This is a genomic window from Thermithiobacillus tepidarius DSM 3134, from assembly GCF_000423825.1.
GTDB classification, from domain to species: domain Bacteria; phylum Pseudomonadota; class Gammaproteobacteria; order Acidithiobacillales; family Thermithiobacillaceae; genus Thermithiobacillus; species Thermithiobacillus tepidarius.
Window position 1 is genome coordinate 66,249 of record NZ_AUIS01000003.1, and the last position, 25,734, is coordinate 91,982.

A 25,734-nucleotide genomic window follows, 5' to 3' on the forward strand; every position below is an offset into this window, starting at 1 on the left:
CACCTTCTCTTGCCTGTCAGTCCCTCCATTTTAGCATCTGCGCACGAAAAAAGGGGGCATCGCTGCCCCCTTTCCCCGCCGGCTTGCGCCGGGCTCGCCAAACATCGGCCTAGTGCACGTCGCGCCAGTACTCGCGCTTCAGCAGATAAGCCAGGATGGTGAAGATCAGCAGGAAGCCGAGCACGTACGGCCCCATGGATTGCCGCTTCAGCTCGGAGGGATCGCTGACGTACTGCAGGAAGGCAGTCAGGTCGGCCACCGTCTTGTCGAACTGCTGCGGCGTCATGCTGCCCGCCTGGATCACCTTGCCGTTCGCGTCCTTCTCGCCCTGCAGCGGAGCCAGGACATTGGGCATGGCCACCATGGGGAAGACATGGTTGTTCCAGCCCGTGGGACGGCCGTTGTCGCGATAGAAGCTGCGCAGATAGGTATAGATCCAGTCCACGCCGCGAGCCCGCGCCTCCAGGCTCAGATCCGGCGGCGCCTTGCCGAACCAGGCGGCGGCATCATCATGCGACATGGTCACGGTCATGTTGCCGTTGATCTTGGCTCCATCGGGACGCATGATCTCCTGCTTGACCACCGACTCGGGCATGCCCAGGTCGGCGACCAGCCGGTTGTAGCGCATGTATTTCACGCTGTGGCAGGTGAAGCAGTACTCGGCGAAGATCTTGGCGCCGCGCTGGATAGTCTCCCGGTCGAAGGTGTACTCCGGATGGTCCAGCTTGACCGCCGCTTCGCTCGCCCGCCCCAGGGCAGGCAGCCACATCACTCCCATCAACAGAATCGTTATTAGCTTTTTCATCACATCGTCACCCTTTCAGGAACCGGTTTGGTGCGCTCGATCTTGCTCACGAACGGCAGCGCCAGGAAGAAGAGGAAGTAAATGACCGTAAACACCCGCGCCAACATGGTATAGGTGGGCGACGGCGGATTCATGCCCAGGTAGCCCAGCACCACGAAGGTGATGGCGAAGACGATGAGCATGATCCGGTAGATCGGCCGGTGACGAACCGACTTGACCGGGGAGCGGTCGAGCCAGGGCATGAAGAACAGGATGAGCAGCGACAGCGCCATCACGATCACGCCCATCAGCTTGTCCGGCACCGCACGCAGCATCGCGTAGAAGGGCGTCAGATACCACAGGGGCTTGATCTCCGGCGGCGTCTGCACCGGGTCGGCCGGGAAGTAGTTGTCGTGCTCCAGGAAGACACCGCCCATGGTCGGCGCGTAGAAGATGATGGCGGCGAATACGATCAGGAACACGCCGACGCCGAAGATGTCCTTGACGGTGTAATAGGGATGGAAGGGAATGCCGTCCACCGGATGGCCGTCCGCGCCCTTGTTCTTCTTGATCTCCACGCCGTCGGGGTTGTTGGAGCCGACTTCATGCAGGGCAATGAGGTGGGCCACGATCAGGCCGATCAGGACCAGGGGCACAGCCACCACGTGCAGCGCCAGGAAGCGGTTGACGGTGGGGTCCGCCACCACGGGGCCGCCGCGGATCCACTCGGCCAGGGGCTCGCCGATGCCGGGAATGGCGCCGAACAGCGAGATGATCACCTGGGCGCCCCACAGGGACATGTTGCCGAAGGGCAGCACGTAGCCGAGGAAGGCTTCGGCCATCAGCACCACGTAGATGAGCATGCCGAAGATCCAGATCAGCTCACGGGGCTTCTTGAAGGAACCGTACATGAGGCCGCGCATCATGTGCAGGTAGACCACCACGAAGAACATGGAGGCGCCGGTGGAGTGGAGATAGCGCATCAGCCAGCCGTAATCCACGTCGTACATGATGTACTGGATGGAATCGAAGGCCTTGGCGGCATCCGGCTTGTAGTTCATGGTCAGAAAGATGCCCGACAGGATCTGAATGACCAGCACCAGCATGGCCAGAGAGCCGAAGTAGTACCAGATATTGAAGTTTTTCGGCGCATAGTATTCCGTCATGTGCGCCTTTATCGAGCTGGTGAGCGGGAAGCGCTCATCAATCCATTTCATCAAGCTGCCCATCTGTTTCTCTCCTTATGCCTGGTCTTTGCCAATGAGCACCTTTTTGTCGCCGTCAAAAAGGGCATAGGGCGGAATATCCATGTTGCGCGGCGCAGGCACGTTCTTGAACACGCGGCCGGCCAGGTCGTACTTGGAACCATGGCAAGGACAGAAATAGCCCCCCTGCCAATCCGGGGTCACTTCGCCCGGCTTGGGCTTGTAGAGCGGCACGCAGCCCAGATGGGTGCAGATGCTCAGCATCACCAGATACTCGGGCTTGCGGGAGCGGTATTTGTTTTTGGCGTAAGCCGGCTGCACCGAATCGCTGGAATTGGGATCGGCCAGCTCGCCGGCCACCTTGTCCAGGGTCGCCAGCATCTCGGGCGTGCGCCGCACGATCGCCACGGGTTTCCCTTGCCACAGCACCGTCAGCTGCATCCCTGGATCCATCTTGCTGATATCCGCCTCAGTCGTGGCGGCCGCCTTCACCGCCTCGCTGGGGCTCATGTTCTTGATAAACGGCACCGCCACAAAGCCGGCGCCCACCGCGCCCACCACTGTCGTTGCAGCAGTCAGAAAGCGCCGTTTACCCTTATCAACGCCTTGCTCACTCATAAAAGCTCCTATACCAGGATGTTCAAAGGAAACCCAGAAATACCGGGGGGACAACATTTGGGCTTTTATTTATAATGGACGCCACCAGGAGGCACTCCCGGCAGCGTCCCGATCCTACGCTCGCCCTGATTTTTGACCGGCTAAGCATGCTAGAAAAATATCTCTAGATCAATTAATGAATAATTTATTTGTTCATTAAGTTAATTAATCTCCATATGCTGATATTTATTGCATACTGAGCAGGACGACTGGACATAAACTAGACTCGGTCTTAATCTTGGGACCGCCCATCGTTCTTCACGCCAGGGACCCCTTATGCGCACACGCCTGACCTCCTTGTTTCTGACCGCCGGCATCATTGGTCTGGCAGGCGCCCTGCTCATCTACATTCTCAAGCCCGCCCTGCTGTCGCGCATCCTGCCCCCCAATCAGGTGATCATGCAGGTCGCCAGCAACAAGGAAAGCCAGCGCGTTGCGCGCCACCCCCTGGTCAGCTTCGCCGAGGCCGTGCAATATGCCGCCCCGGCCGTGGTCAACATCGCCTCCACCAAGGTGGTGGCCGTGGATGCCCACCCGTTTCTCAACGATCCCACTTTCCGGCAGTTCTTCGGCGACAACGTGCCCAGCATCCCGCGCCGGCAGATGGAGCGCAGCCTGGGCTCGGGCGTGCTGGTCAGCGCTGACGGCTATATCCTGACCAATGCCCACGTGGTGGCGGCGGCTCAGGAGATCGAAGTCGGCCTGCACGACGGCCGCACCGCCAAGGGCAGGCTGGTGGGCAGCGATCCGGAAAGCGATCTGGCAGTCCTCAAGGTGGACCTGGGCAACCTGCCCCACATCGTGCTGGGACATTCGCGCAACATCCAGGTGGGCGACGTGGTGCTGGCCATCGGCAACCCCTTTGCCGTGGGCCAGACCGTGACCATGGGCATCGTCAGCGCGCTGGGGCGCTCGCAATTGGGGATCAACGCCTTCGAGGACTTCATCCAGACCGACGCGGCCATCAATCCCGGCAACTCGGGCGGGGCCCTGGTGGATACGCACGGCAATCTGGTGGGCATCAACACGGCCATCTTCAGCCGCGAAGGCGGCGGCTCGCTGGGCATCGGCTTTGCCATTCCCGTGGATCTGGCCGCGCGCGTGATGAAGCAGTTGATCGAAACCGGACACGTGACCCGCGGCTGGCTGGGCGTGGGCGCCCAGGATCTCGATCCCGCACTCGCCAGTTCCTTCGGGCTAGCTGCGGGAAGCGGCGCCCTGGTCACCGCCATCCTGCCGGAAAGCCCCGCCGCACAGGCACAGTTGCAGCCGGGCGACGTGATCGTGGAGATCGACGGCAAGCCGCTGCGCGATGCCAAGGAACTGCTCAACCGCATTGCCGATTACAAGCCGGGCAGCAAGATCACCTTGACCATCGTGCGTCAGGGCAACAAGATGCAAAAAGCCATCCGGGTAGGCGTGCGCCCCCCGCCGCCGCCCATCGCCGAAGTGCCCAGCGAAGCGCTGCCGCTGCCCCCGGCGCCGCCACAATAAAAAGGCCTGCCCCGCGATTGCGGGCAGGCCCCAGGCCACGTTGCTCAACCCTCGATGCGGGCTAGCGCTCTCCCTTGGAAGTGGATGACGGCGGCTCCTGCTCGTTCAAGGCGGACAACTCACGCTCCGCGTCATCCAAGGCCTGGTCCATGTCCACCGGGCCCGATGCAGATGCCTCCCCTTCCGCTTCCGGCGCCGCCGCACCCGCCGCTGTTTCCGCCGTCCGGCTCGTCATCCCGACAAAAACCAGCCCCAGCTCAAACAGCAAGTACATGGGCACCGCCAACATGAACTGGGACAGCACATCGGGCGGCGTCACCACGGCCGCCACGATGAAGCAGCCCAGCAGCACGTAACGCCGGCTGCGCTTGAGGGTCGCCACGGACACCACGCCGATCTTGGCCAACACCACGGTGAGCACCGGAATCTGGAAGGCCGCGCCGAAGGCCAGCATGAAGGTGATGGCCAAGCTCAGGTAATCCCGCACCGCGGGCATGGCGGTAATGTCGCCGCCGGCGAAACTGATGAAGAAATGGAAGGCCGCCGGGAAGACCAGGTAATAGGCGAAGGCCGCGCCCCCGAAAAAAAGCGCTACCGAGGCAAAGAGCATGGGGAAGAACAGGCGCCGCTCGTGCTGGTACAGCCCCGGCGCCACGAAGGCCCAGAACTGATACAGGATGACCGGCAGGGCGAAGAAGAAGCCGGCCAGCATGGACAGCTTCACGTAGGTGAGGAAGACTTCCGGCAGGCTGGTGAAAATCAGCTTGCTGTCGGGCGGCAGGACCGCCGTCAGCGGCGCCGCCAGAAAGGCGTAGATCTGCCGGGAAAAGGGATAGGCAACGGCAAAGCCGGCCAGCAGGGCCAGCACGGACCTGACCAGTCGGCTGCGCAATTCCAGCAAGTGGCCGATGAAGGTGTTTTCCGCTTGCTGATCCGCAGGGTCGCTCATGCTCTGATTCTTTCAGGGGTGGTTGGGCCTTGTTCTTTTGAGTGCTGCCGGCCCGGCAGGTGCCCGAACCGCTAATGCAAGGTCTGGCGGGGCGGCTGCGCAGTCCCCGGCTCGGGCGGCACCGCCTCCGCCCCTGCCGGGGCGGCACCCGGGTTCCCAGCCGCGGGCCCTCCGGGAGCGGGCTCGCCTCCTGCCGCCGTGCCGCTCGGCACGCTGGCCTGGTTCTCAGCGGGTTTCTTGTTGATGCCCAGGGCGTCCATCTCCATGATCTCGCGGTTGCGGCGGGCGATCTCGTCCAGCAGCAACTGCTCGTCGACCTCGGCCTTCACATCGGCGACCATGCGCCGTGCCGCGCCCACCCACCGACCCACGGTGCGCGCCAGCTCCGGCAATTTGTCCGGGCCGACGACGATCAGCGCGATAATGCCGATCACCAGCATTTCGCTGAAACCGATGTTGAACATGGCGGTCTACTCGTCCGGGCTGAGGCAGCGGCTCAGCGCTTCACCGTTTCTTCGTGCTTCACCTCGGCTTCCAGGGTGCGCCCGCCGTCCGGGATGCCCTTGCTGCTCGCCGGGGCGGTCTCTTCCTCTTCCTTGACCGCGCTGCGGAAGTTTTTGATCGCGGCGCCCAGATCGCCACCAATGTTGCGCACCTTGCCCGCGCCGAAGATCACCAGGGCGATGAGCAGGACGACGAGCAAATGCCAGATGCTGAAGGTACCCATGCTTACTCCTTATGCCAACAATTCACACACATTGCAGCCGTCCATGATACGGCCGCATTCATCAATTAGGCTACTTTTTCCAGCTATCGTTCCCTTGGCCCCTGGCCGCCTTTTCGGCAATGCCGGACATGCCTTCGCGCCGGGCCAGTTCCCGCAGGACATCATTTACATGCAAGCCCCGTTCCACCAGCATGACCAGGACATGGAAGAACAGGTCGGCGGTCTCGTAGGCCAGCGCCTGGGGATCGCCGTTCTTGGCGGCGATGATGGTTTCCGCCGCTTCCTCGCCGACCTTCTTCAGGATTTTGTCCTGTCCGCCGGCGAAGAGATTGGCCACGTAGGACTGTGCCGGATCGGCCAGGCGCCGCGCCGAAATGGTCTCGCACAGGGCCTGCAGGACGGTGGCCGGCGGCGGCGCTGCAGCCGACCAGCCGCCGGCATCCTGCTCGCGGAAAAAGCAGGTGTCCTCGCCCGTGTGGCAGGCGGGGCCGCTCTGGGCCACGCGCAGCAGCAGGGTGTCGCCGTCGCAGTCCAGGCGCAGGTCCACCAGCTTTTGCAGATGGCCCGAGGTCTCGCCCTTGCGCCACAGGGACTGGCGGGAACGAGAGTAATACGTTGCGTAGCCATCGCGCAGGGTAGCAGCCAAGGACTCGCGGCTCATGTAAGCCAGCATGAGCACCTCGCCGGTACGCGCCTCCTGGGCAATGGCCGGCACCAGACCCTGGGCGTCCCACTTGATCGCCTCCAGCAGGGCTGGATCGGCATCCCGCCAGCCCATCAGAGCCGCACCTCGATGTTGTGCGAAGCCAGATACAGCTTGGCTTCGCGGACGGTGAACTCGCCGAAGTGGAAGATGCTGGCGGCCAAGACGGCGTCGGCATGCCCCTCCTTGATGCCCGCCACCAGATGATCCAGATTGCCCACGCCGCCGCTGGCGATCACCGGCACCGGCACGGCGTCGGCCACGGCCCGGGTCAGGGCCAGGTCGAAGCCGGCCTTGGTGCCGTCGCAGTCCATGCTGGTGAGCAGGATCTCCCCGGCGCCATGATCGGCCATCCGGCGCGCCCAATCCACCGCATCCAGGCCGGTGGGCTTGCGTCCGCCGTGGGTGAAGACCTCCCAGTGATCGCCCACGCGCTTGGCGTCCACCGCCACCACGATGCAGGAATTGCCGAAGCGCTGGCTGGCGGCGCGCACCAGCTCCGGCTCCTGCACCGCCGCGGTGTTGATGGCGACCTTGTCCGCACCGGCGTGCAGCAGGCGGCGCACGTCCTCGACGCTGCGCACGCCGCCGCCCACCGTCAGCGGGATGAAGACTTGGCCGGCCACCGCCGCCACCGTGTCCAGCAGGGTGGCGCGGCCTTCGTGGCTGGCGGAGATGTCCAGGAACACCAGTTCGTCGGCGCCCTGCTCGTCATAGCGCTTGGCGATTTCCACCGGATCGCCGGCGTCCTTGAGCCCTTCGAAGCGCACGCCCTTGACCACGCGGCCGGCGTCGATGTCGAGGCAGGGAATTATGCGTTTGGCCAGCATCTAATCGTCCTGGGCCAGGCGCAGGGCCTCGGCGAAGTCCAGCGTGCCCTCGTAAATGGCGCGGCCGGTGATGGCGCCCGTGACGCCCTCTTGTTCCACCGCCTTCAAAGCCTCGATGTCTTTGATGCTGGAAATGCCGCCGGAGGCGATGACCGGAATGTTGACGGAGCGGGCCAGGCGCACGGTGGCCTCGATGTTGGGGCCGCTCAGCATGCCGTCGCGGCTGATGTCGGTGTAGATCAGGGCCTCCACGCCGTGATCCTCGAACTTGCGGGCCAGGTCGATGACGTCGTGCTTGGACAGCTTGGACCAGCCCTCGGTGGCCACGCGGCCGTCCTGGGCATCGAGGCCGACGATGATGTGGCCGGGAAACTCGACGCAGACGTCGGACACGAAGCCGGGGTTGCGCACCGCCTGGGTGCCGATGATGACGTAGCGCACGCCCGCCTGCAGATAGGCCTCGATGGTCTCCTCGTCGCGGATGCCGCCGCCCACCTGCACCTCCACGTCGGGATAGGCGGCGGTGATGGCGCGGATGGCGGCCGCGTTCACGGGCTGACCGGCGAAGGCGCCGTTGAGATCCACCAGATGCAGGCGCTTGGTGCCCATTTCCACCCAGCGCCGGGCCATGGCGACGGGATCATCGGAAAAGACCGTATCGTCCTCCATGCGCCCCTGCTTCAGGCGCACGCACTGGCCGTCCTTGAGGTCAATGGCCGGAATCAGCAACATAATCCGCGTCGCTCCGTGTTCGTCAAAGCAAAAATGAATCGAGCCGCCATGCCGCTCACGCGCCGCAGCCCGCGCCCTCGGCGCGGCCGTCCCAGGCCAGGAAATTGCCGAGCAAGGTCAGGCCGGCGCGCTGGCTCTTCTCCGGGTGGAACTGCACGGCGAAGATGTTGTCCCGCGCGATGGCCGAGGTAAAGGAAAAGCCGTAAGGGGTAAAGGCGGCGATCAGCTCGGGGCTGGCCGGCTCCACGTAGTAGGAGTGCACGAAGTAGAAGCGCGCGTCCTGGGAAATGCCCCGCCACATGGGGTGCGGCATGACCTGCTGCACCTCATTCCAGCCCATGTGCGGCACCTTCAGGCGCTGGCCCCGGTGACCCGCCAGCGCTTCCTCGGGGAAGGCCAGCACCCGGCCGGGCAAAAGGCCCAGCCCCTCGTGCAGGCCGTGCTCCTCGCTGGACTCCATGAGGAGCTGCATGCCCAGGCAGATGCCGAAAAAAGGCTTGTTGCGGGCCGCCTGCACCACCGCCTCGCGCAGGCCGCGCTCATCCAGGGCGGCCAGGCAGTCCCCGAAAGCCCCCACGCCGGGGAAGATCACCCGGTCGGCGCGCTCCAGCTCCGCCGGATCGCTGGTGACCAGCGGCCGCCCGCCCAGGTGCTCCACGGCCTTGGCCACCGAGCGCAGGTTGCCCATGCCGTAGTCGACGATGGCGGTCCGGGAGTTCGGCATGCTCACAAGGCACCTTTGGTGGACGGCACCACCCCGGCACTGCGAGCATCGCGCTCCAGCGCCATGCGCAGGGCGCGGCCGGTGGCCTTGAACACGGTTTCGGCGATGTGGTGCGCGTTGCGGCCCCGCAGGCAATCGACATGCAGGGTAATCTGGGCGTGATTGACCAGACCCTGGAAGAACTCGTAGAAGAGATCCACGTCGAAGCCGCCCACCTGGCCGCGCGGGAACTCCACGTGATACTCCAGGCCCGGACGGCCGGAAAAGTCCACCACCACCCGGCTCAGGGCCTCGTCCAGGGGCACGTAGGCATGGCCATAGCGCAGGATGCCGGACTTGTCGCCCACCGCCTCGTGCAGCGCCTGGCCGAGGGTGATGCCGATGTCCTCCACCGTGTGATGGGCATCGATGTGCAGGTCGCCGCTCGCTTCGATCTGCAGGTCGATGAGGCCGTGGCGGGCGATCTGGTGCAGCATGTGGTCCAGAAAAGGCAGCCCGGTGTCGAGCCGCGCCTCGCCGTTGCCGTCCAGGTTCAGGGTGACGCTGATCTGCGTCTCCAGCGTCTCGCGCCGGCGCGAGGCCATGCGGGGGGTCATAGCAAAGTCTCCAACGCTTGCAGGAAGGCGGTGTTCTCCGCCGCCGTCCCGACCGTCACGCGCAAGCAGTCGTCGAGGCCGGGGGTGCCATGCAAATTCTTGATGAGAATACCTTTTTCGCGCAGGCCTTGGAAGATGCCGGGCCCGCGCCCCGCCGGAGCGCGGAACAGGATGAAGTTGGCATCGCTCGGATAGGCCGTGATCCCGGACAGGGCCGCCAGCGCCTGCGCCAAGCGCGCCCGCTCGGCCAGAATCCAATCCGCCTGTTCCGCCAGCACCGCGCCGTGTTCCAGGATGAAACGCGCGCTGACCTGCGTCAACACATTGATATTATACGGCAAGCGCAGTTTGTCCAGTTCGTCGATCCAGGGCTTGGGGCCCAGCAGCAGGCCCAGCCGCAGACCCGCCAGACCCTGCTTGGACAGGGTGCGCATCAGGAGCAGATTGTCGTAGCGGCCCAGCTCGCCGAGGAAGCTGCGCCCGCCGCTGAAGGGGGCGTAGGCCTCGTCCACCACCACCAGGCCGGGGGCGGCCTCGATGATCTCGCGCATGACCGCCGCATCGAAGAGGTTGCCGGTGGGGTTGTTGGGATAGGCCAGATAGACGACCGCCGGCTGCCGGGCGGCGATGGCGGCCAGCATGGCGTCGCGGTCCAACTGGAAGTCCGCGGTCAGCGGCACGCCCTCAAAGCGCATCCCGAGGGCGTCGGCCAGCACCTGGTACATGACGAAGGCAGGAGTCGGCGCCAGCACCACACGCTCGGGCCCGGCCAGGGCGATGGCCAGGAGCTGAATCAGCTCGTCGGAACCGTTGCCGAGCAGCAGGCCGATGTCCGGGCCGAGCCGCAGCTGCTCCCGCAGCAGCTCGCACAGCGCACCCGCCTGGGGATCGGGGTAGCGGTTGAGCTCGGCGTCGCGCAGGGCGGCCAGCCAGCCTTCGCGCAAGGCCTCAGGCAGCGGATAGGGGTTTTCCATGGCATCCAGTTTGATCAGACCGCGGCTGTCCTGCACGTGATAAGCCCGACTGGCCAGGAGCTGCGGGCGCAGCCAGCGCCGCAGGCGCGCGTCGGCGTTGCTCATTGGCCTTCCCGGATCCGGTAGGCGGCGGAGCGGGCGTGGGCGGTGAGGCCCTCCCCTTCGGCCAGGCGCTTGGCCGCCCGGCCCAGCTGGTCGGCGCCGACGGCGCTGGCGTAGATGATGCTGGTGCGCTTCTGGAAGTCATAGACGCCCAGGGGCGAAGAGAAGCGGGCGCTGCCCGCCGTGGGCAGCACGTGATTGGGACCAGCCACGTAATCGCCCAGCGCCTCGGCCGTGTAGCGGCCCATGAAGACGGCGCCGGCGTTGTGCAACGCGGGCAGCAGGGCGTCCGGGTCGGCCACCGACAGCTCCAGATGTTCGGGCGCGATGCGGTCGGCCACCGCGCAGGCCTCGGCGGCGTCGCGCACCAGAATGAGGGCGGCGCGGCTGTCCCAGGCCTGACGGGCGATGGCCTCGCGCTCCAGGGTCGGCAGCAGCTTGTCCACCGAGGCCGCCACCCGCGTCAGGCAGTCCGCATCCCAGCTGATGAGAATGCTCTGGGCCTGCTCGTCGTGTTCCGCCTGGCTCAGCAGATCCATGGCCAGCCAGTCGGGATCGGTCTGGCCGTCGCTGATGACCAGGATCTCGCTGGGCCCGGCGATCATGTCGATGCCCACGCGGCCGAAGACCATGCGCTTGGCGGTGGCCACGTAAATGTTGCCGGGCCCGACGATCTTGTCCACCGCCGGCACCGTTTCGGTGCCGTAGGCCAGGGCCGCCACCGCCTGCGCGCCGCCGATGGTGAAGACCCGATCCACGCCGGCCAGCTCGGCCGCGGCCAGCACCAGGGGGTTCAGCTCGCCGCCGGGCGCGGGCACCACCATGATGATCTCGGCCACCCCGGCCACCTTGGCGGGAATGGCGTTCATGAGCACGCTGGAGGGGTAGGCGGCCTTGCCGCCGGGCACGTAGATGCCCACCCGGGCGAGCGGTGTTACCCGCTGGCCCAGGCGGGTGCCGTCGGCCTCGCTGTACTCCCAGCTTTCCGCCACTTGGCGCTCGTGATAGCTGCGGATGCGCTCGGCGGCCAGCGCCAGCGCCTCGCGATCGGCGGGTGCCAGGCCGGCCAGCGCCTCCCGCAATTTCGCGCGGGGCACCTCCAGCTCCGCCAGGCTATTCGCCCGTAGCCGGTCAAAGCGCTGCGTGTAGTCCAGCACGGCCCGGTCGCCCTGCTCGCGCACCGCGTGCAGCACGTCGCGCACGGTGGCTTCCACGGCCGGGTCCAGGCCGGCATCCCAGTCGGTGAGGCGGCGCAGGGCTTGGTCGAAATCGGGGGTGCGGCTGTCCAGGCGTATCATGCGCTCACCTTCTGTTCCAGGTGCTTGATCAAGTCCTTGACGGCGCGCTGCTTGAGCTTCATGGCCGCCTTGTTCACCACTAGGCGCGAGCTGATCTCGGCGATGTGCTCCACCTCCACCAGGCCGTTTTCGCGCAGGGTGGTGCCGGTGGACACGAGGTCCACGATGCGGTCCGACAAGCCCACCAGCGGCGCCAGCTCCATGGAGCCGTAGAGCTTGATGATCTCGGTCTGCACGCCCTTGCGGCTGAAGTGGCTGCGGGTGATGTGCGGGTACTTGGTGGCGATGCGCACCCGTTCCCAGCTGCGCGGATCGTCCTGGGCGGCCAGGCCGGCCGGCTCGGCCACCACCATGCGGCAGCGGCCGATGCCGAGGTCCAGCGGCTCATAGAGGTCCACATCGTGCTGCTCCATGAGCACGTCGCGTCCGGCGATGCCCACGTCCGCCGCGCCGTACTCCACGTAGGTGGGCACGTCCGAGGCGCGGATGATGACCAGGCGCACGTCGGGACGGTTGGTGGGCAGGATGAGCTTGCGCGACTGCTCCGGGTCCTCCAGCGGGTGGATGTCCGCCGCCGCCAGCAGGGGCAGCGCTTCCTTGAAGATGCGCCCCTTGGACAGGGCAATGGTCAAGGATTCGCTCATGAGGCCACCCGCCGGATGACGGCGCCCAGGGCGCCCAGCTTCTCTTCGATGAGTTCGTAGCCGCGGTCGATGTGATAGATGCGGTCGATGAGGGTCTCGCCTTCCGCCACCAGGCCGGCCAGCACCAGGCTGGCGGAGGCGCGCAGGTCGGTGGCCATGACCGGCGCGCCCACCAGGCGCTCCACGCCGCGCACCACGGCCGTGTGGCCGTTGGTGGTGATGTCCGCCCCCAGGCGCTGCAATTCCTGGACGTGCATGAAGCGGTTTTCGAAGATGGTCTCGGAGATGACGCCGCTGCCCTCCGCCACCGCGTTCAGGGCCATGAACTGGGCCTGCATGTCCGTCGGGAACGCCGGATAAGGCGCGGTACGCAGGTCCACCGCCTTGGGGCGCCGGTCCATGCGCAGGCGGATCCAGTCATCCCCCTCCTCCACCTCGGCGCCGGCCTCGCGCAGCTTCTCCAGCACGGCATCCAGCAGGTGCGCGCCGGTGCGCTTGAGCATGACGTCGCCCTGGGTGATGGCGCCGGCCACCAGATAGGTGCCCGCCTCGATGCGGTCCGGCAACACCTCATGCCGGGCACCGTGCAGGGACTCCACGCCCTCGATGGTGATTTCGCTGGTGCCGGCGCCGGAGATGCGGGCGCCCATCTTGTTGAGGCACTCGGCCAGATCCACCACTTCCGGCTCGCGCGCGGCGTTCTCGATGACCGTCACGCCGTCCGCCAGCGTGGCCGCCATCATGAGGTTTTCCGTGCCGGTCACCGACACCATGTCCATGAAGATGCGGGCGCCCTTCAGGCGGTCGGCCCGGGCCTTGATGTAGCCGCCCTCCACCTTGATCTCGGCGCCCATGGCCTCGAGGCCCTTGATGTGCAGATTGACCGGCCGGCCGCCGATGGCGCAGCCGCCGGGCAGGCTCACCTCGGCCTCGCCGTGGCGGGCCAGCAGGGGACCGAGCACCAGGATGGAGGCGCGCATGGTCTTGACCAGCTCGTAGGGGGCGCAGACGGAGTGGACCGTGCTCGGGTCCACCTCGATGCCCAGCTGCGCGTCCACCATGAGGCGGGCGCCCAGGGTACCCAGGAGCTCCAGGGTGGTGGTCACGTCCCGCAGGTGGGGGACGTTGCCGATATGCACCGGCTCACGCGCCAGCAGGGTGGACGCCAGGATCGGCAGGGCCGCGTTCTTGGCCCCGGAAATGCGCAGCTCCCCTTTCAGCGGGCCGCTGGCCTGCACCAACAGTTTATCCATCGTGTGTTTCTCGTGATTCGTGACAGGTGAAACGTGAATCGTGATCGGCTCACCTTTCACGCTTCACGACTGCTTACTCCTTCGTGCTCGCCACCAGCTTCTGCAGCTCGCCCTGGCGGAACAGGTCGGTCATGATGTCGCTGCCGCCGATGAACTCGCCGTTGATGTACAGCTGCGGAATGGTCGGCCAGTTGGAGAACTGCTTGATGCCGTCGCGGATCTGCGGATTCGCCAGCACGTCCACCGCCTCGAAGTCGGCGCCGCACTGCTGCAGGATCTGCACGGCCCGCGCGGAAAAGCCGCACTGGGGCATGCGCGGGTTGCCCTTCATGTAGAGTACGATCTTGTGGTGCTCCACCTGCTCCTTGATCAGCTCCTGAATGTCTTTCATCTCTGCATTCTCCTGCGTGAGTGAGCCCAGGACCGGGCCGGTTGGCGCCGAGGCCTAGCGCGCTTGCTGCATCGCCTCCCACTGGGCGGGGGTCAGGGTGCGCATGGACAGGGCGTGGATCTCTTCGCGCATTTTATCGCCCAGGGCGGCGTAGACCAACTGATGCTGACGGACCATGCTCAGCCCTTCAAAGGCGTCGCTCACGATGATGGCCTCGAAGTGATGGCCGTCGCCCGCCACCTGCGCCTTGGCGCCCGGCATTCCCTGTTCGATCAACTGCTTAATGGTCTCTGGCTGCATCCTTGCACCTTTCACTGGTTGGAGTCCAAGTTCCGGCGTCTTTCGAACCGTCCTTATACCGTGCTTGGACCCGGCCCGCAACCCGTGCCGCCAGCCTAGTGGCGCAGCTTGTAGCCGCGGCGCAGCAGGATCAGGGCGATGGCCGCCAGCAGCAGGAAGAACACGGAAGCGATCAGCACGCTGCGCAGGACCGGCACGTCGCTATGGCCGAAAAAGCCGTAGCGGAAGCCGTCGATCATATAGAAGAACGGATTGAAGTGGGACAGCAGCTGCCAGAAAGGCGGCAGCGAATGGATGGAGTAAAACACGCCCGACAGGAAGGTGAGCGGCATGATGATGAAGTTCTGAAAGGCGGCGATCTGGTCGAACTTGTCGGCCCAGATGCCGCCGATGATGCCGAGCGCGCCGAGGCTGGCGGCGCCCAGCAGAGTGAAGAGCAGCAGGGTCAACGGATGGGCGACCGGCAAATGCACATAGAAGATGGCAAACAGATAGATGGCCGAGCCCACGGCGACGCCGCGCACCACGCTGGCGGCGGTCATGGCGGCGAAGAATTCCCAGTGGCTCAGCGGGGAAAGCAGCACGAAGACGATGTTGCCGGTCACCTTGGACTGGATCAGGCTCGACGAGCTGTTGGCGAAGGCGTTCTGCAGGATCGACATCATCATCAGGCCGGGGATGATGAAGGCCGCGTAGTCCACGCCCGGATACACCGGCGGCCGTCCCGACATGACGTGGGAAAACACCAGCAGGTACAGCAAGGCGGTGACCAGCGGCGCGAGCACGGTCTGGAACCACACCTTGGAAAAGCGCAGCAGCTCCTTGCGAAAGAGCCCGTAGGCGGCGCGCCAGTTGAAGCGCGGCGGCTCGGCGGCGCGGTACTCGCGCGCGGCGCGCATGGGCTTGCTCTTGTCCGGGCTCATTCCCGCTCTCCCAGGAGACTCACGAACACGTCCTCCAGATCCGGCTCCTGCACCTTCAGGTCGAGAATGTCCACGTCCAGGGCCTGCAGGGCGAGCAGGATTTCGCTCACGCGCCAGGTCCGGCTGTCGTACTGCAGGGTCAGGGCCTCGCCGGTGTGGCTGCGGACCAGCGGCTTCAAGAGCTCCGGCACCACCACGACCGGCTGGGCGAAGACCACGGTCAGGGTCTTCAGGGGATTGCGTGCCAGCAGGGCCGCCTTGCTGTCGCAGGCGATGAGCTGGCCCTTGCGCAGGATGCCGATGCGGTCGCACAGGGCCTCGGCCTCTTCCAGATAATGGGTGGTGAGGACGATGGTGTGGCCTTGGCCGTTCAGGCGGCGCACGAAGCGCCACAGGCTCTGGCGCAGCTCCACGTCGACGCCGGCGGTGGGCTCGTCCAGGATCACCACCTGCGGCCGGTGCACCAGCGCCTGGGCGATGAGCACGCGCCGCTTCATGCCGCCCGACAGGGCGCGCATGTTGGTGTTGGCCTTGTCGCTCAGATCCAGCTCCGCCAGGAGCTCGTCGATCCAATCGTCGTTGCGGCCCAGGCCGAAATAGCCGGACTGCAGGCGCAAGATCTCCCGCACGCTGAAGAAGGGATCGTAGACGATCTCCTGGGGCACCACCCCCAGTGCCCGGCGGGTCAGGCGATAGTCCTGCTCCACGTCGAAGCCGAGCACCCGGGCCGCGCCGCTGTCGCGCCGCACGAGCCCGGCCAGGACGTTGATCAGGGTGGACTTGCCGGCGCCGTTGGGGCCGAGGAGGCCGAAGAACTCGCCCGGCTCGATGCGCAGGTCCACCCCGGCGAGGGCCTGGAAGCCATGATACGACTTGCGCAACGCCTGGACTTCAATGGCGGGGGTCATGGATGCTCCGCGAACCGCTCAAGCGACTGCGTCGAAGGACAGCACGTCCTGCAGATGGTAGAGCCGCACCAGATCCCGCAGCTTCGCCGGCAGGCCGGCAAAAAACGGCGCCGGGCCGCCTTGGGCGACACTCTGCCGCGCCAGCTCGACGAGCAAGGCCAGGGCGGCGCTGTCGGCCTGCACCACCCCGCCCAGATCCACCCGCACCGGCGGGCGCTCTTGCACGGCCGCCTGCAGGCGGGGCAGCAAGTCGCCCAGGGTCCAGACCGTCAACACGCCCTGCAGGCGCAGCACGGGCTCGCTGCCCACCGTCGCCCAACTGAAGTCGGCGGCGGGCCGCCGGGTCTCGCTCACCCGGCCTCCTTGGCGCGCTGCTGCAGGCGCTGCAGGAGCGCATCGATGCCCTGCTGGCTGGCGATGCGCCCGAAGGAGGCGCGGTAGTTGGTGACCAGGCTGACGTTGTCGATGGTGACGTCGTAGACCTTCCAAGCCGAGCCCGTCCAGTAGAGGCGGTAAACGATGGGCACGTCGGCCTCGTTGCCGTTCTGGCGCACCACCATGCGCACCAGCGCGTCGCCGCTGGCCGGATCGATGGTGGTGCCGCTCACCTCGATCTTCTGGTCGCGGTAATTGGTCAGCGAATTGGAGTAGGTGCGCACCAGCAGGTCGCGGAACAGCTGCACGAACTGCTTCTGCTGGGCGGGGGTCATGGTCCGCCAGTTGCGCGCCATGACCCATTGCGACATGCGGTTGAAGTCGAAGTGGGGCAGCACGATCTCGTCCACCAGCTTCAGCAGGGCGGCCCGCCGCTCGGGCCCCTGGTAGTTCTTTTCCTTGAGCGCCTTGATCACCTGGTCGGAGGTCGATTTGACCATGACCGCGGGGTCCGGCCGCTGCGCGGCCCAGCCGGGACCCGCCAGAGCCAGGCCGACGGCCAGCACCGCCAAGAAGCGCGCGAAATACGACACGTTGATGTGCATGTGCAACCCTTTTGTCTTCCGTGAATAGCCAATGATATCCGGTATCAAGCACAGCCAAATCGGCCAAGCAGCGGAGTATACCGAAATTCAACGGCCCAGGCGGCGGACCGTTGACCCGGCGCCTCAGTGATACTGGCCCGTCACCAGATCCAGCCTGGCCGCCGCCATGTTGTAGTCGTTCAGCGCGCGCAGATAGTCGGCGCGGTTCAGGGCATAGCCCTGCAGGGCGCGCATCACTTTTTCGCCGTCACCCACGCCCGCCTCGAAATCGGCATAGCTGGCGACCATCCAGCGCCGGGCGGCCGCGCTGCCCTGCTCCAGCGCTTTGACGGCCTGCTGCTGGGCCTGGTACTCGTTGTAGGCCTCCGCCACCTCGAAGGGAATGCCCTTCTGGGCGAAGCTGGACTTCAGGTTCAGGGCGTCCAGCTCCGCCTGCGCGCCGGCCACGCGGGCGTCGGTGACCGCGCCCTGCCACTGCCAGCGCAGGCCCAGAATGGGCGTGGCGCCGTACTGGTGGAAGGGGTCGTAGAGGAAGGGGTTCTTCAGGTCGTCGCGGCGGCCGGCGTGGCTTACGACGCCGACCACGCCCGCGTACACGTCCGGATAGAGCTCGGCGCGCCGTGCCGCCACCAGCGCGCGGCGCGCGCGCAAGCCGGCCTCCAGCTGCGCGGCTTCCGGACGGCTGTTCAGCGCCTGCAGCTGCAGCTCACCCAGAGCCTTGCCGTCCAGGGTCCGATCCGCCACCGGGGTGATGTGCGCCTCGGCCAGCTCCAGCGGTTCGCTGGCCGGGATGCCCACCAGCAGGCGCAAGCCCTGGGCCGCCGTGTTCTCCACCGCCCGCGCCTGGGCGATGAACTTCTCCACCTGCGCCCGGCCGGCCTGCAATTGGTAGAGATCCGCCTGGGTGGCCTGGCCGCTGCCGGTATCGAGCCAATTCTGCACCAGCTTTTCGGCGTCGTTGACCTTTTGCTGCACCTCTTCCAGCATGGCCCGGGTGTCGCGGGCGGTCAGGTAGCCGTAGTAGGCCTTCTTCACTTCCATGACGGTCTGGCCGCGGCGCAGGCGCACGTCGCCGCGGCGCACGTCCGCCTGGCCCTGGGCGGCGCGGGCGTAGTTTTCGATCTTGCCGAAGGTGAAGAGCGGCTTAATGATCTGGAACTGCAGGAACTCCCAGTCGGACAGGCCGTCCACGTCGTAGGCGTCGCGGCGCAGGGTCGTGGTGCCCGGCTCGAAGATGTCGCCGTGCTTGGCGGTGGTCAGGCCGATGAAGGCATTGGCGTTGATCATCAGCCCCCGGTGGCCGAGGGCCTCGTCGATGAGGGCGCGCGCCGCGTCCACCAGCTTCTCGCTTTCCGCCACGCGCGGGTCCTGCTTCAGGGCGCGCTCCACGGCTTGATCCAGCGTCAGGGGCGCCGCCTGGACGGAAGCGGACAGCAGGACACCCACCAGGCCCGCCAATAAGCTGCGCTTCTTCATAGTCCCTCCCCGCCTGCCTGGGAACCCGGACTCGCCGGCGTTTCCGCGGCCTTGCTGTATAGGAATTGGCCGATGATCTGCTCCAGGGAAATGGCGGACTGGGTCAGGCTGATCCGCCCGTTGGGCTTGAGGTAGTCCGGAGAACCGCCCGGCTCCAGGGTGACGTACTGCTCGCCCAGCAGGCCGGCGGTGTAGATGCTCGCGCCCGTATCGGTGGGCAGCTTGATGCCGGGCTCGATCTCCATCCGGACCACGGCCAGATAGGATTGGGGATCGATGCTGATGGACTGCACCCGGCCCACGGGCACGCCGCCCATCTTCACAGGCGCCTTCACCTTCAGCCCGCCGACGTTGTCAAAGGTGGCCACGATAGGATACCCTCCCCGCGTCCCCAGGTCAGCCAGGTTGCCCACCCGCAATGCCAGGACGACCAGGGCGGCCAATCCCAACAGTACGAATATCCCTACCCACCAGTCTACCGCCTTACGTTCCATCCCGTCTCCTTGTCCGTGAACCGCGATTCGCGAATCGTGCTATAGCTTTCGCGACCCGCGAATCACGCCTCACCTAAAACATCAACGCCGTCAGCACGAAATCCAGCGCCAACACGGCCAGCGCCGAACCGACCACGGTACGCGTGGTGGCCCGGCCGACGCCCTCGGCGGTCGGCTCCGAACGGTAGCCCTGCCAGGTGGCGATCCAGGTCACCACCAGGCCAAAGCACAGGCTCTTGATCATGCCGCTGAGGATGTCGTCGTAGAGGCTCACGTTGGCCTGCATCTGCGACCAGAAGGCGCCCTCGTCCACCCCCATCAGGGGCACGGCGATCAGGTAGCCGCCCCAGACGCCCACCACGTTGTAGATGGCCGCCAGGATGGGCATGGCGATCACGCCGGCCAGCAGGCGCGGCGCGACTACCCAGGCAAAGGGGTTGACGGCCATCATCTCCATGGCGGCCAGCTGCTCCGTGGTTTTCATAAGGCCGATCTCCGCCGTCAGCGCCGAGCCCGCGCGCCCGGCGAAGAGCAGCGCGGTCAGCACCGGCCCCAGCTCGCGCACCAGCGACAGGGCCACCACGGTGCCGAGCGACTCCTCGGCGCCGAAGCGCACCAGCGTATTGTAGCCCTGAAAGCCCAGCACCATGCCGGTAAACAGGGCCGCCACCACCATCAGCAGCAAAGACAGCACGCCCACCGCGTAGACTTGCAGGCTCAGCTGCCGCAGGCTGAAGTGCCGCTGGAAGACCGCCGCGAGCACCAGCAACAGGAAGCGGGTGCTGGTGCCCAGATTGGCGAGCACCTCCAGCAGCCAGTGGCCGAAGCGGGGAATGGCGTCCCAGGATTGGGGCTTACGGGGCTGGCCGGGCATTCAGCAAATCCTGCTCGTAATTCAGCGGCGCCGCGTAGTGGAAGGGCACCGGGCCGTCCGGGGCGCCGTCGAGGAATTGCCGCACCAGCGGCGAGCGGCTGTCCCGCAGCGCCGCGGGCGTGCCCTCGCCGATCACGCGGCCGTTGGCCAGGATATAGGCGTAGTCGGCGATGCTCAGGGTCTCCGCCACGTCGTGGCTGACCACCACGGAGCTGGCGCCCAGGGCCTGGTTCAGGCGCTTGATCAGCGACACCACCACGCCGAGGCTGATGGGATCGAGTCCGGTAAAAGGCTCGTCGTAGAGGATGAGATCGGGATCCATGACCACGGCGCGGGCCAGCGCCACCCGCCGCGCCATGCCGCCCGACAGCTGGGACGGCATGAGCGCGTGGGCGCCGCGCAGGCCCACCGCCTCCAGCTTCATCAGCACCAGGGTGCGCAGGACCGGCTCGGACAGGCGCGTGTGCCGGCGCAGGGGAAAGGCCACGTTTTCGAAGACGGAAAGGTCGGTCAGTAGGGCGCTGTGCTGAAACAGCATGCCCATGCGCTTGCGCGCCTCGTACAATTCCTGCTGGCCCAGGCTGGCCAGCGCCACGCCGTCGAGCAGCACCTCGCCCCGCCGCGGCCGCAACTGGCCGCCCATGAGCTGCAGCAGCGTGGTCTTGCCGGTGCCGCTGCCGCCCAGGATGGCGACGATCTGCCCGCGCGGAATGCGGATATTCAAATCGGACAGAATGGCGCGGTCAGCGCGGAAAAAGCCGAGGTTCCGTATTTCCAGAATGTTATTGTTGTGAGCCGGGGACATGGACCCCTCTGTGCAAAGTACCTCGATCAGCCGCAAATCGGCTGACCGAGCGGTCAGACAATATACAGGACTCCCGCCGAATTAGACAAGGACACGGCCAAACCGACTGTCCGGGAAGCGTTGCACGCCCATGGCGCGAACGTACGGACAACCCCGGGCGGCCAAAGGTCCAATTTGCCTACAGCACCCGATTTCGCTAGTCTTTAATGGCTTTTCCACTCCAACCAGGACGGCCCATGACCCACTCCGCGCTCCCTACCCGGCACGACTTCCTGCATGACCTGGTCGCCCAGATTCTCGATGAAGCCAAGCGGCAAGGGGCGAGCCAGGCCGAGGCATCGGTCAGCGAGGGCAAGGGACTGTCGGTGACCGTGCGCCTGGGCGAAGTGGAAACCATCGAGTTTCACCAGGACAAGGGCTTGGGCGTCACCGTCTATTTCGGCCAGTCCAAGGGCCATGCCTCCACCTCGGACTTCTCCGCCGACGCGATCCGCGAAACCGTGCGCGCGGCCAGCACCATCGCCCGCCACACCGCCGCCGACCCCTTCGCGGGCTTGGCGGACCCCGCGCTGCTGGCCCGGGAGATCCCCGACCTCGACCTCTATCATCCCTGGGACATCGATGCCGACGACGCCATCGAGCTGGCGCGCCGCTGCGAAGAGGCCGCCCGCGGCGCCGACCGGCGCATCAGCAACTCGGAAGGCGCCAGCCTGGGCAGCGGCGAGGGCCTGGCGGTCTACGCCAACAGCAACGGCTTCCTGGGCGCCTACCGCTCCTCGCGCCATAACCTCTCCTGCTCGGTCATCGCCCAGGACGCGCAGGGTGGAATGCAGCGCGACTACTGGTACGACGTGGCGCGCGATGCGGGCAGCCTGGCCGATCCCGAGACCGTCGGCCGGATCGCGGCCGAGCGCACCCTGCGCCGCCTCGATGCCCGCAAGCTGAGCACGCGCCGGGCGCCGGTGCTCTTCGAGAACCAGGTGGCGGCCAGCCTGCTCAGCCACTTCAGCAGCGCCATCAGCGGCAGCAGCCTTTACCGCAAGACCAGCTTCCTGCTCGATGCGCTGGGCACCCCCGTGTTCGCGCCCGGCATCCGCATCTACGAGGAGCCGCATCGGCTCCGCGGCCTGGGCAGCGCCCCCTTCGATGGCGAAGGCGTCGCTACCCGCAACCGCGACCTGATCACCGACGGCGTGCTGCAGAGCTATCTGCTGGACAGCTACAGCGCCCGCAAGCTGGGCGCGACCAGCACCGGCAACGCCGGCGGCGCCCACAACCTGACCCTGCAGCCGGGCGAGCTGGACTTCCCGGCGCTGCTCAAGCGCATGGGCACCGGCCTGCTCGTCACCGAACTGATCGGCTTCGGCGTGAACAACGTCACCGGCGACTACTCCCGCGGCGCGGCCGGCTTCTGGGTGGAAAACGGCGAGATCCAGTATCCGGTGGAGGAAATCACCATCGCCGGCAATCTGCGCGACATGTACCGCCAGATCGCCGCCGTGGGCGCCGACATGCTGATCCACGGCAACACCGGCAGCCCCTCCATCCTCATCGAGGAAATGACCATCGCCGGCGCCTGACCGGCGCTGTGCTTGCCCCTTTTTGACATCGAAGCACCCCGATCGGCCTGCTGCGCCGATCGCGGCAAGTCCGCACCCGCTTTCGCACCCAGCCTTTAGATGCAACAACCGATCGCGAGCAAGCTCGCTCCTACGCTGTGTGCCTGGCGATCTCGACCTCGGGGGCAGCCGCTGCATTGATCGCGGGCGAGCCCGCTCCTGCAACGCCCGACACCCAAATCGATCGCGGGCAAGCCCGCGCCTACAACGCCCCTCGAAAATTTCTCCCTCGGTGCCCGCCGCCAATCGCGGGCGAGCCCGCGCCGACGCTACGGGCCGGATGTTGTAGGAGCGGGCTTGCCCGCGATGCCTTGCAATACCTTCCCCTTTCAGTCGCACCCTCCCAGGAAGCCGGCAAGCTGCTTGCATGTCTAAACTCGTGTTTACAAGCAGCACAAGAGAGGAGTGAGTCATGCCAAGCAATCACAGCGCCGCCGCCCTCTGGCACAACCTGGTCCTGGAAGCCGAAGAGCGCCTGGGGACCCGGCTCGGCGAGGACGTCGAAAGCTATCTCGTGTTCATGCTCATGCGCTACCTGCGCGATGCCGGCGTGGTCCGCCGCATCGTCGCGCTGGCCTTCCTGGAGGGCATGCAGAAGCAAGGCCGCGCCCGCGCGGAAGCCATGCAGAGCCTGGGCGACCAGTGCCTGCTCTTCGCCGGCTTCTTCCCGGAGCAGGCCCGCCGGCGCCGAGTCAGCCTGGATTACTTCGTGCAGATGGGCCGCAGCGCCTACGGCCAACTGGACGCACAACCCATCTTCACCGCCCTGGCCCGGCATTTCGTGCCGCTGATGGACGTCCTGGCGCAGATCCGCGCCGCCAACCCCCACCATCGGGCGCCTTCCCTGCTGGACCTGCAGGAACTGTGGGAAAGCACGGGCAGCCGCTACGCCGCCAAGCGCCTCCAGGAAGAAGGCATCCTGCCGCAGGCGATGCCGAGCCGGAGGCGGCACTAGTTTTGGGTGAGTCGTGAGTCGTGAGTCGCGTTGCGGCAACCGGGAAGGACTGGCAAGCGGAATCGGGATGGCCCGAGGAGGAGTTGGCGCGTCGCGGCCAATCGCGAGCAAGCTCGCTCCTACGGTGGGGCGCCTGATGGGGAGCCGGAAGTGGCGGTGGCTGAGAAACTGGTTGGATCGCGAGCAAGCTCGCTCCTACGCGTGTGGGGGGCAATTGCGTCTACCCGAGCCTGCGCGTCGGCCTGTATCCTCGTCCTACGTGCGTGGGCGGCAGTTACTTCCCCGGTGCAACGCCACCAACCATTGCAGCTCGTTCCTATGCGCGTGGGCGGCAGCGGGGTCCAAGGTGGATGCCGGGGCAGTGCCCACGCGGGCCCTCACCCCAGTCCTCTCCCCGAGGGAGCCGTTGGCTTTGCCGCTCGCCCGGCCCGCTCCTGGAGGGAGATGGAGCAATCAATCCTTCGGTGGGAGCGGGAGGAGGGATGCTCGGCGGCAATGCGCCCGCGTCGGCCGGCACGGATCGTAGGAGCGGGCTTGCCCGCGATTCGGTGGCGGCCAAAACCCCATCGCGGGCAAGCCCGCTCCTACATCAAGCTCGCCGACCTGAAACACGGGCGGCACGCAGGGCGGCACGCCCTCCCCGCGCGGCAGAATATGACGCTCGACCGCAAAGCGGGCTTGCCCGCGATGCCGATGCCGCCCCCACCAAATTGCGTACCCGCCCGCGGCTGTGTTCGCACCCAGCTCCCTCCAGGTGCCGCGACTGATCGCGAGCAAGCTCGCTCCTGCAAGATATTGACGCGCTTACGAGAACTCCGGCGCCGGTGCCAGGCGCTGCTGGCGCCGCTGCCAGGTCCAGGCCGACAGCAGGCCGAAACCTGCCAGGAGCAGCACCGGCCAGTCGCCGAAGCGGGCATAGGGGGTCAGGCCGGTGCGGGGCTGCAGGGTGCCGTTCAAAGTGCCGGTCTGGAACTGGGGCAGGCGCGACTGGATGCGGCCGTCCGGGCCGATGAAGACGGTGATGCCGGTATTGGTGGCCCGCGCCAGGGGGCGCTGGCTCTCGCGCGCGCGCATCTGCGCCATCTGCAGGTGCTGGTGCGGCGCGATGGTGTCGCCGAACCAGTCGTCGTTGCTGATGTTCAGCAGGAAGCGGGCGCCGGCGCGCACGTCGCTGCGGATCTCATCGCCGAAGGCCGCCTCATAGCAGATGGAGGTGCCGGTGGACTGGCCGTCCAGGCGCAGGACACCCACGCTGGTGCCCTTGCTGAAATCGCCCTGCCCCGGCACCAATTGGTTCACGACGGTCCCGATCCAGGGGCGCAGGGGCACGTACTCGCCGAAGGGCACCAGATGGCGCTTGCGGTAGCTCTGGATCGGCCCCTGCCCGGTGATGGCCAGGGCGCTGTTGTAGTAATCCACGCCGTTGCCGCGCGGCACCCGCTCGTCGATGCCCAGGATGATGGCGGTGCCCTGCCGCTGCGACCACAGCGCCAAGCCGCGCAGCAGCTCCGGCACCTCGTCGCGGAACAGGGGAATGGCGGACTCCGGCAGCACCACGAGATCGGTGCCCGGCGGCGTCTGCAGGAGCAGGTTCACGTAGGTGCGCAGGGTCGGCTCCACCGCCTCGGGTGACCACTTGACCGCCTGCGGGATGTTGCCCTGCAGCAGGCGCACCTTGAGCGGGCCGTCGACCGGGCGGGTAAGCTCGGCCTGGCCCATGAGCTGCGCCAAGCCCATGATCACGAGCACGGCCGGAAAGCCGATCAGCCACAGGGCGCGCCGGGTCTCCTCGGCCCAGCTCCAGGCCAACAGGCCCGCCATCCAGGCGGCCACCAGCCCGATGCCGTAGACGCCCACCCAGGGCGCCAGGCCGCCGAGGGGCGCCAGGGTCTGGCTGTAGCCCAGGGACAGCCAGGGGAAGCCGGTGAAGAGATGGCCGCGCAGCCAGTCCAGCAGCACCCACAGCAGCGGCATGCCCACCAGAAAGGCTAAGGTACGGTTGGGGAAGATCAGCCGCGCCAGCCCCACGGCAATGGCCGGATAAAAGGCCATCACCGCCGCCAGCAGCAGCATGAGCACGATGGCCAGGGGCCACGGCAGGAAGCCGTAGGTGTGCAGCGTGTGGCTGATCCAGTAGAGCCCGGTGGCGAAGCCGGCCAGGCCGAAGAGATAGGCGTGCCAGAAGGCGGCCTTCGGCCCATGGCGCGAGGTCAGGGCAAAGAGGGCCGCCAGCAGCAGGATGGGCAGGGGCGTGAAGCCGAAGGGCGCAAAGCCCAGCGGCCAGCACAGCCCCAGCAGGATGGCCACGGACACGGACCAATACCCCACTGGCGGGGG

At 66.5% G+C, this 25,734-nt stretch carries 29 protein-coding genes; 3 read left to right on the forward strand and 26 right to left on the reverse strand.

The genetic code is table 11. The features are described 5' to 3' along the window. Window positions 1-109: 109 nt before the first annotated feature. Genes G579_RS0100335 through petA form a run of 3 tightly spaced genes read right to left on the reverse strand, consistent with a single transcriptional unit; the run spans window position 110 to window position 2,607 of the window. Window positions 110-805, reverse strand: a complete 696-nt coding sequence (locus G579_RS0100335) for a cytochrome c1 (protein WP_028988596.1) — start codon at window positions 803-805, stop codon at window positions 110-112. Then, complete coding sequence (locus G579_RS0100340) at window positions 805-2,001, reverse strand: cytochrome b (protein ID WP_230973758.1); 1,197 nt, start codon at window positions 1,999-2,001, stop codon at window positions 805-807. Before G579_RS0100340 ends, G579_RS0100335 begins: the two co-directional genes overlap by 1 nt. 24 nt (window positions 2,002-2,025) lie before the next feature. Further along, on the reverse strand, window positions 2,026-2,607 hold the full coding sequence (petA, locus tag G579_RS0100345; RefSeq protein WP_028988598.1) for a ubiquinol-cytochrome c reductase iron-sulfur subunit: 582 nt from the start codon (window positions 2,605-2,607) through the stop codon (window positions 2,026-2,028). 315 nt (window positions 2,608-2,922) lie between these two features. Between petA and G579_RS14960 the strand changes: the two genes are divergently transcribed. Beyond that, the gene (locus G579_RS14960; RefSeq protein ID WP_051180652.1) at window positions 2,923-4,140 is read left to right on the forward strand and encodes a Do family serine endopeptidase; all 1,218 of its coding nucleotides are present in this window, start codon (window positions 2,923-2,925) and stop codon (window positions 4,138-4,140) included. 61 nt (window positions 4,141-4,201) lie between these two features. On the opposite strand, the gene tatC is transcribed toward G579_RS14960, so the two are convergent. The 22 genes from tatC to G579_RS0100460 all read right to left on the reverse strand — a co-directional run bounded on the left by tatC (window position 4,202) and on the right by G579_RS0100460 (window position 20,823). Further along, window positions 4,202-5,089 carry a twin-arginine translocase subunit TatC gene (tatC, locus tag G579_RS0100355; protein WP_028988599.1) on the reverse strand — a complete coding sequence of 296 codons (888 nt, stop codon included), beginning with the start codon at window positions 5,087-5,089 and terminating at the stop codon, window positions 4,202-4,204. Between the two features lie 71 nt (window positions 5,090-5,160). Further along, a complete protein-coding gene (gene tatB, locus G579_RS17965; RefSeq protein ID WP_051180653.1) occupies window positions 5,161-5,553 on the reverse strand; it encodes a Sec-independent protein translocase protein TatB in 393 nt (130 codons plus the stop codon). A 32-nt stretch (window positions 5,554-5,585) separates the two neighbouring features. Next, a complete protein-coding gene (gene tatA / locus G579_RS0100365) occupies window positions 5,586-5,816 on the reverse strand; it encodes a twin-arginine translocase TatA/TatE family subunit (RefSeq protein ID WP_028988600.1) in 231 nt (76 codons plus the stop codon). A 70-nt stretch (window positions 5,817-5,886) separates the two neighbouring features. Then, complete coding sequence (hisIE, locus tag G579_RS0100370) at window positions 5,887-6,594, reverse strand: bifunctional phosphoribosyl-AMP cyclohydrolase/phosphoribosyl-ATP diphosphatase HisIE (protein ID WP_028988601.1); 708 nt, start codon at window positions 6,592-6,594, stop codon at window positions 5,887-5,889. Beyond that, window positions 6,594-7,349 (reverse strand): imidazole glycerol phosphate synthase subunit HisF, encoded by a 756-nt coding sequence (gene hisF, locus G579_RS0100375; protein ID WP_028988602.1) that lies wholly within the window; start codon window positions 7,347-7,349, stop codon window positions 6,594-6,596. Before hisF ends, hisIE begins: the two co-directional genes overlap by 1 nt. Then, window positions 7,350-8,081 carry a 1-(5-phosphoribosyl)-5-[(5-phosphoribosylamino)methylideneamino]imidazole-4-carboxamide isomerase gene (hisA, locus tag G579_RS0100380; RefSeq protein WP_028988603.1) on the reverse strand — a complete coding sequence of 244 codons (732 nt, stop codon included), beginning with the start codon at window positions 8,079-8,081 and terminating at the stop codon, window positions 7,350-7,352. It lies immediately after the preceding gene. Between the two features lie 55 nt (window positions 8,082-8,136). Then, the gene (gene hisH, locus G579_RS0100385; protein WP_038017342.1) at window positions 8,137-8,805 is read right to left on the reverse strand and encodes an imidazole glycerol phosphate synthase subunit HisH; all 669 of its coding nucleotides are present in this window, start codon (window positions 8,803-8,805) and stop codon (window positions 8,137-8,139) included. Window positions 8,806-8,807: 2 nt separating this feature from the next. Continuing rightward, the gene (gene hisB, locus G579_RS0100390) at window positions 8,808-9,401 is read right to left on the reverse strand and encodes an imidazoleglycerol-phosphate dehydratase HisB (protein WP_028988605.1); all 594 of its coding nucleotides are present in this window, start codon (window positions 9,399-9,401) and stop codon (window positions 8,808-8,810) included. After that, window positions 9,398-10,480: a histidinol-phosphate transaminase gene (hisC, locus tag G579_RS0100395; RefSeq protein ID WP_028988606.1), complete on the reverse strand. Its 1,083-nt coding sequence runs from the start codon at window positions 10,478-10,480 to the stop codon at window positions 9,398-9,400. The genes hisB and hisC overlap by 4 nt, the downstream gene beginning before the upstream one ends. Further along, on the reverse strand, window positions 10,477-11,775 hold the full coding sequence (gene hisD, locus G579_RS0100400; RefSeq protein WP_028988607.1) for a histidinol dehydrogenase: 1,299 nt from the start codon (window positions 11,773-11,775) through the stop codon (window positions 10,477-10,479). Before hisD ends, hisC begins: the two co-directional genes overlap by 4 nt. Then, window positions 11,772-12,419 carry an ATP phosphoribosyltransferase gene (gene hisG, locus G579_RS0100405; protein ID WP_028988608.1) on the reverse strand — a complete coding sequence of 216 codons (648 nt, stop codon included), beginning with the start codon at window positions 12,417-12,419 and terminating at the stop codon, window positions 11,772-11,774. The genes hisD and hisG overlap by 4 nt, the downstream gene beginning before the upstream one ends. Next, complete coding sequence (gene murA / locus G579_RS0100410) at window positions 12,416-13,672, reverse strand: UDP-N-acetylglucosamine 1-carboxyvinyltransferase (protein WP_028988609.1); 1,257 nt, start codon at window positions 13,670-13,672, stop codon at window positions 12,416-12,418. Before murA ends, hisG begins: the two co-directional genes overlap by 4 nt. Before the next feature lie 73 nt (window positions 13,673-13,745). Next, window positions 13,746-14,063 carry a Grx4 family monothiol glutaredoxin gene (grxD, locus tag G579_RS0100415; protein WP_028988610.1) on the reverse strand — a complete coding sequence of 106 codons (318 nt, stop codon included), beginning with the start codon at window positions 14,061-14,063 and terminating at the stop codon, window positions 13,746-13,748. A gap of 54 nt (window positions 14,064-14,117) precedes the next feature. Further along, a complete protein-coding gene (locus G579_RS0100420; RefSeq protein WP_028988611.1) occupies window positions 14,118-14,363 on the reverse strand; it encodes a BolA family protein in 246 nt (81 codons plus the stop codon). Between the two features lie 95 nt (window positions 14,364-14,458). Then, the gene (locus tag G579_RS0100425) at window positions 14,459-15,286 is read right to left on the reverse strand and encodes an ABC transporter permease (RefSeq protein ID WP_230973759.1); all 828 of its coding nucleotides are present in this window, start codon (window positions 15,284-15,286) and stop codon (window positions 14,459-14,461) included. Beyond that, on the reverse strand, window positions 15,283-16,194 hold the full coding sequence (locus G579_RS0100430; RefSeq protein ID WP_028988613.1) for an ABC transporter ATP-binding protein: 912 nt from the start codon (window positions 16,192-16,194) through the stop codon (window positions 15,283-15,285). Before G579_RS0100430 ends, G579_RS0100425 begins: the two co-directional genes overlap by 4 nt. Window positions 16,195-16,212: 18 nt before the next feature. Next, window positions 16,213-16,548 (reverse strand): STAS domain-containing protein, encoded by a 336-nt coding sequence (locus G579_RS0100435; protein ID WP_038017346.1) that lies wholly within the window; start codon window positions 16,546-16,548, stop codon window positions 16,213-16,215. Then, the gene (locus tag G579_RS14970; RefSeq protein WP_038017349.1) at window positions 16,545-17,174 is read right to left on the reverse strand and encodes an MlaC/ttg2D family ABC transporter substrate-binding protein; all 630 of its coding nucleotides are present in this window, start codon (window positions 17,172-17,174) and stop codon (window positions 16,545-16,547) included. The genes G579_RS0100435 and G579_RS14970 overlap by 4 nt, the downstream gene beginning before the upstream one ends. Before the next feature lie 123 nt (window positions 17,175-17,297). Then, on the reverse strand, window positions 17,298-18,650 hold the full coding sequence (locus G579_RS19560) for a TolC family protein (protein ID WP_028988615.1): 1,353 nt from the start codon (window positions 18,648-18,650) through the stop codon (window positions 17,298-17,300). Beyond that, window positions 18,647-19,144: an outer membrane lipid asymmetry maintenance protein MlaD gene (mlaD, locus tag G579_RS0100450; RefSeq protein ID WP_028988616.1), complete on the reverse strand. Its 498-nt coding sequence runs from the start codon at window positions 19,142-19,144 to the stop codon at window positions 18,647-18,649. The genes G579_RS19560 and mlaD overlap by 4 nt, the downstream gene beginning before the upstream one ends. Before the next feature lie 73 nt (window positions 19,145-19,217). After that, the gene (mlaE, locus tag G579_RS0100455) at window positions 19,218-20,018 is read right to left on the reverse strand and encodes a lipid asymmetry maintenance ABC transporter permease subunit MlaE (RefSeq protein WP_081662472.1); all 801 of its coding nucleotides are present in this window, start codon (window positions 20,016-20,018) and stop codon (window positions 19,218-19,220) included. After that, on the reverse strand, window positions 19,999-20,823 hold the full coding sequence (locus G579_RS0100460) for an ABC transporter ATP-binding protein (RefSeq protein ID WP_028988618.1): 825 nt from the start codon (window positions 20,821-20,823) through the stop codon (window positions 19,999-20,001). Before G579_RS0100460 ends, mlaE begins: the two co-directional genes overlap by 20 nt. A 236-nt stretch (window positions 20,824-21,059) precedes the next feature. Here G579_RS0100460 and pmbA point away from each other — a divergent pair, with 236 nt between their 5' ends. Further along, entirely contained in the window at window positions 21,060-22,403 is a 1,344-nt protein-coding gene (gene pmbA / locus G579_RS0100465; protein ID WP_028988619.1) for a metalloprotease PmbA, read from the forward strand. A gap of 451 nt (window positions 22,404-22,854) precedes the next feature. After that, window positions 22,855-23,397: a hypothetical protein gene (locus G579_RS14975; RefSeq protein WP_051180654.1), complete on the forward strand. Its 543-nt coding sequence runs from the start codon at window positions 22,855-22,857 to the stop codon at window positions 23,395-23,397. Window positions 23,398-24,201: 804 nt separating this feature from the next. On the opposite strand, the gene lnt is transcribed toward G579_RS14975, so the two are convergent. Continuing rightward, entirely contained in the window at window positions 24,202-25,710 is a 1,509-nt protein-coding gene (gene lnt / locus G579_RS0100475; protein ID WP_162142944.1) for an apolipoprotein N-acyltransferase, read from the reverse strand. Between the last annotated feature and the right edge of the window lie 24 nt (window positions 25,711-25,734).

What these genes read in the sequence shown, in the direction of transcription:
- G579_RS0100335 (WP_028988596.1), bottom strand. Translation starts at nt 805, where the DNA reads ATGAAAAAGCTAATAACGATTCTGTTGATGGGAGTGATGTGGCTGCCT.
- G579_RS0100340 (WP_230973758.1), bottom strand. Translation starts at nt 2,001, where the DNA reads ATGAAATGGATTGATGAGCGCTTCCCGCTCACCAGCTCGATAAAGGCG.
- petA (WP_028988598.1), bottom strand. Translation starts at nt 2,607, where the DNA reads ATGAGTGAGCAAGGCGTTGATAAGGGTAAACGGCGCTTTCTGACTGCT.
- G579_RS14960 (WP_051180652.1), top strand. Translation starts at nt 2,923, where the DNA reads ATGCGCACACGCCTGACCTCCTTGTTTCTGACCGCCGGCATCATTGGT.
- tatC (WP_028988599.1), bottom strand. Translation starts at nt 5,089, where the DNA reads ATGAGCGACCCTGCGGATCAGCAAGCGGAAAACACCTTCATCGGCCAC.
- tatB (WP_051180653.1), bottom strand. Translation starts at nt 5,553, where the DNA reads ATGTTCAACATCGGTTTCAGCGAAATGCTGGTGATCGGCATTATCGCG.
- tatA (WP_028988600.1), bottom strand. Translation starts at nt 5,816, where the DNA reads ATGGGTACCTTCAGCATCTGGCATTTGCTCGTCGTCCTGCTCATCGCC.
- hisIE (WP_028988601.1), bottom strand. Translation starts at nt 6,594, where the DNA reads ATGGGCTGGCGGGATGCCGATCCAGCCCTGCTGGAGGCGATCAAGTGG.
- hisF (WP_028988602.1), bottom strand. Translation starts at nt 7,349, where the DNA reads ATGCTGGCCAAACGCATAATTCCCTGCCTCGACATCGACGCCGGCCGC.
- hisA (WP_028988603.1), bottom strand. Translation starts at nt 8,081, where the DNA reads ATGTTGCTGATTCCGGCCATTGACCTCAAGGACGGCCAGTGCGTGCGC.
- hisH (WP_038017342.1), bottom strand. Translation starts at nt 8,805, where the DNA reads ATGCCGAACTCCCGGACCGCCATCGTCGACTACGGCATGGGCAACCTG.
- hisB (WP_028988605.1), bottom strand. Translation starts at nt 9,401, where the DNA reads ATGACCCCCCGCATGGCCTCGCGCCGGCGCGAGACGCTGGAGACGCAG.
- hisC (WP_028988606.1), bottom strand. Translation starts at nt 10,480, where the DNA reads ATGAGCAACGCCGACGCGCGCCTGCGGCGCTGGCTGCGCCCGCAGCTC.
- hisD (WP_028988607.1), bottom strand. Translation starts at nt 11,775, where the DNA reads ATGATACGCCTGGACAGCCGCACCCCCGATTTCGACCAAGCCCTGCGC.
- hisG (WP_028988608.1), bottom strand. Translation starts at nt 12,419, where the DNA reads ATGAGCGAATCCTTGACCATTGCCCTGTCCAAGGGGCGCATCTTCAAG.
- murA (WP_028988609.1), bottom strand. Translation starts at nt 13,672, where the DNA reads ATGGATAAACTGTTGGTGCAGGCCAGCGGCCCGCTGAAAGGGGAGCTG.
- grxD (WP_028988610.1), bottom strand. Translation starts at nt 14,063, where the DNA reads ATGAAAGACATTCAGGAGCTGATCAAGGAGCAGGTGGAGCACCACAAG.
- G579_RS0100420 (WP_028988611.1), bottom strand. Translation starts at nt 14,363, where the DNA reads ATGCAGCCAGAGACCATTAAGCAGTTGATCGAACAGGGAATGCCGGGC.
- G579_RS0100425 (WP_230973759.1), bottom strand. Translation starts at nt 15,286, where the DNA reads ATGAGCCCGGACAAGAGCAAGCCCATGCGCGCCGCGCGCGAGTACCGC.
- G579_RS0100430 (WP_028988613.1), bottom strand. Translation starts at nt 16,194, where the DNA reads ATGACCCCCGCCATTGAAGTCCAGGCGTTGCGCAAGTCGTATCATGGC.
- G579_RS14970 (WP_038017349.1), bottom strand. Translation starts at nt 17,174, where the DNA reads ATGCACATCAACGTGTCGTATTTCGCGCGCTTCTTGGCGGTGCTGGCC.
- G579_RS19560 (WP_028988615.1), bottom strand. Translation starts at nt 18,650, where the DNA reads ATGAAGAAGCGCAGCTTATTGGCGGGCCTGGTGGGTGTCCTGCTGTCC.
- mlaD (WP_028988616.1), bottom strand. Translation starts at nt 19,144, where the DNA reads ATGGAACGTAAGGCGGTAGACTGGTGGGTAGGGATATTCGTACTGTTG.
- mlaE (WP_081662472.1), bottom strand. Translation starts at nt 20,018, where the DNA reads ATGCCCGGCCAGCCCCGTAAGCCCCAATCCTGGGACGCCATTCCCCGC.
- G579_RS0100460 (WP_028988618.1), bottom strand. Translation starts at nt 20,823, where the DNA reads ATGTCCCCGGCTCACAACAATAACATTCTGGAAATACGGAACCTCGGC.
- pmbA (WP_028988619.1), top strand. Translation starts at nt 21,060, where the DNA reads ATGACCCACTCCGCGCTCCCTACCCGGCACGACTTCCTGCATGACCTG.
- G579_RS14975 (WP_051180654.1), top strand. Translation starts at nt 22,855, where the DNA reads ATGCCAAGCAATCACAGCGCCGCCGCCCTCTGGCACAACCTGGTCCTG.